Origin of the sequence: Mycobacterium sp. (assembly GCF_032159765.1) — a bacterium.
Lineage (GTDB): Bacteria > Actinomycetota > Actinomycetes > Mycobacteriales > Mycobacteriaceae > Mycobacterium.
The window spans coordinates 1-2555 of sequence record NZ_JAVHWM010000231.1 but is presented as its reverse complement, the minus strand read 5'-3'; the positions used below and the strand labels follow the sequence as shown (position 1 = coordinate 2555).

The following is a 2555-nucleotide window of genomic DNA, read 5'->3' as shown; positions in this document are numbered from 1 at the left end:
CAATGGGTCCAGACCGTCATCACGCCGTCCTTGTAAAGGGCGAGCCCGCAGGACGGCGAAATCGAGGCATGCGCGACGAAGCCGCGGGTGAAGGTGCGCTCGAAGCGCTCGCGGCCTTGCGGGTCGGCGGGCTCGGGCGAGCCGAGCACGCGGTCGACCGTCGGCTGTTGCAACAACCAGTTGGCTTCTTGCTGGAGCGGCGTCGGCCGCTCGACGTTCTGCCAGGAGACGTGATTGACCGCGGCGGCGCCGGCGAGGTCGACGGCGGTCTCGTTGTTGCCAAGGATGGCGAGGAAATTGCCCTTGCGCACGAGGTCGATCGGGCCCTTGGCGGCGCGTTTGATCGCGGCCTCGTCGACGGCGCCGATGGCGGCGCCGCGGTTGGGCTGGCGCACGACGCGGGCATGCACCATGCCGTCGAGTTTCATGTCGTGGATGAAGGCGGCGTCGCCGAAAATCTTGGACGGCAGATCGAGGCGCGGGGCTTCATGACCGATGGTCATGAAATCGGCGACGGCCTTGCGCGCGCCGGTGCCGGTGGCCTTGGCGGAAAGTTCGATGGCGCCGGCGAGCGTCCAATAGTCCTGCCCGGTCGATAAGCCGTTACGGACGATACTCCCGTCACGGATGCCGAGCTCGCTCGCCTTGCAGCCGATGATAGCCGCCGCTTGAGCGAGAAAAAGCGCACGCACGTCGGCGCAGGCTTGCCGCAGGGCGACCGCGCCGGTCTGGATCGACTGCGAGCCCGCGGTATAGCCCTCGTTCGGCGCGCGCACGGTATCGCCGGAATGAACGGTGACGCGCGACGACGAAACGTAAAGTTCGTCGGCGGCGACCTGCGCCATCGCTGTCAGCACACCCTGGCCGAGTTCGACGCGGCCGGTGTTGACGGTGATTGTGCCGGGCGCTGGAAACGTCACCCAGCGCTCAAGCACGGGATTGTCGTTCAGTGTCCCAGGCAGCACGGGCGCGTTCATGAGATCGACCTCATAACGGCCGCGGCCTTTTCGACCGCGCGCATGATGCGGTTGTGCGAACCACAGCGGCAGATGTTGCCGTCGAGCGCCAAGGCGATTTCCTTGCGCGTTGGCGACGGATTTTTCTCCAGCAGCGCCTTGGCGGAAATCAGAATACCGGCGAGGCAGTAGCCGCATTGGCCGGCTTGCTCGTCGATGAAAGCCTGTTGCAGCGGGTGAGGGCGCGCTGCGGTGCCGAGGCCTTCGACGGTGGTGACGTTTTTGCCGGCGAGCGTCGAGACTTCACGGTTGCAGGATTTTACCGGCGAGCCGTCAACCAGCACTATGCAGCAGCCGCATTGTTCGAGCCCGCAGCCGAAACGCGTGCCCATCAAGCCGAGTTCGTTGCGCAACACATTGAGCAATGGCGTCGCTTCGTTGTCGACCGATACGCTGACCGCTTTGCCATTCACCGAGAAATCGAATTGAGTCATGAACCGCCCACGTCGTCGAAAATTAGAACCCGAACTGCTCGCGCAAGATACGCTCATCGAGATTGTGCCCCGGATCGAACAGCATGTTGAGCGAGATGCTGTGGTCCATGCTGATGTCGACGCTGCGCACCGAGCGCACTTCATCGTTGTCGGCGACCGCCGCTACCGGTCGCTTCTCGGCTTCCTGGATTTCGATGGTGACCTTGGCCTTGTCGGGCAGCAGCGCGCCGCGCCAGCGTCGCGGCCGGAACGGGCTGATGGCGGTGAGCGCAAGCAACGGCGCGTGGATCGGAATGATCGTGCCTTGCACCGACAGATTATAAGCGGTCGAGCCGGCGGGCGTTGCCACCAGCACGCCATCGGCCACGAGTTCTTGGAGCCGCTCCTGGCCGTCGACCAGAATGCGTAAGTGCGCGGCCTGCGCGCTTTGGCGGAACAGCGACACCTCGTTGATGGCGCGGCGCTCGTGACTCTGGCCGTGAACGTCGCGGGCCTGCATCGCGAGGGGATGGATCACGGTCGTATGCGCCGCCGCGATGCGTTCGATCAGGCCGTCGACCATGAACTCGTTCATCAGGAAGCCGACGGTGCCGCGGTGCATGCCATAGATCGGCTTGCCGGAATTCATGAACTTGTGCAGGGTTTGCAGCATCAGCCCGTCGCCGCCCAATGCGACGATGACGTCGGCCTCGGCCGGGTTGGCGCTGCCGTAGCGCTTCTGCAGCAAGGCGCAGGCCTCGCGCGCCTCGGGCGTCGAACTGGCGACGAAGGCAATGCGCTTAATATTCTGGGCCAAGGGGCTCATAATCGACTCTTAAACGCGCTTTTGAATGGAAAAGAGGCCTGACAATGGAACGCGCGGTGCTCGTGTATACGACCTGGCCCTCGATTGTCGAGGCGGAGAAGGCCGGCCGCGGCCTTGTCGAGGCAAGGCTGGCGGCCTGCGTCAATATCGTGCCGGGGATGATCTCGCACTACTGGTGGGAGGGGAAAATCGAGCGGGCCGAGGAGGCGGTGATGATCGTCAAGACCCGCGCGTCGCTGGCGGATCGGGTCGGCGCCGCCGTCAAACAACGGCATCCCTGGACAACGCCGTCGATTATGG

General features: G+C 64.4%; 4 protein-coding genes. 1 reads left to right on the top strand and 3 read right to left on the bottom strand.

The window, feature by feature from the left end:
- The 3 genes from QOH60_RS28495 to QOH60_RS28485 all read right to left on the bottom strand — a co-directional run.
- Positions 1-977: molybdopterin cofactor-binding domain-containing protein (locus QOH60_RS28495; protein ID WP_526425248.1), on the bottom strand; the 977-nt coding region annotated here is incomplete at its 3' end.
- Positions 974-1450 (bottom strand): (2Fe-2S)-binding protein, encoded by a 477-nt coding sequence (locus QOH60_RS28490; protein WP_526425247.1) that lies wholly within the window; start codon positions 1448-1450, stop codon positions 974-976. The genes QOH60_RS28490 and QOH60_RS28495, both read right to left, overlap by 4 nt.
- Before the next feature lie 22 nt (positions 1451-1472).
- Positions 1473-2255 carry an NAD kinase gene (locus QOH60_RS28485; RefSeq protein ID WP_526425246.1) on the bottom strand — a complete coding sequence of 261 codons (783 nt, stop codon included), beginning with the start codon at positions 2253-2255 and terminating at the stop codon, positions 1473-1475.
- 44 nt (positions 2256-2299) lie between these two features.
- On the opposite strand from QOH60_RS28485, the gene cutA reads away from it, so the two are divergent.
- Positions 2300-2555 (top strand): divalent-cation tolerance protein CutA (cutA, locus tag QOH60_RS28480; protein ID WP_526425245.1); only part of this gene is annotated, 256 nt, incomplete at its 3' end.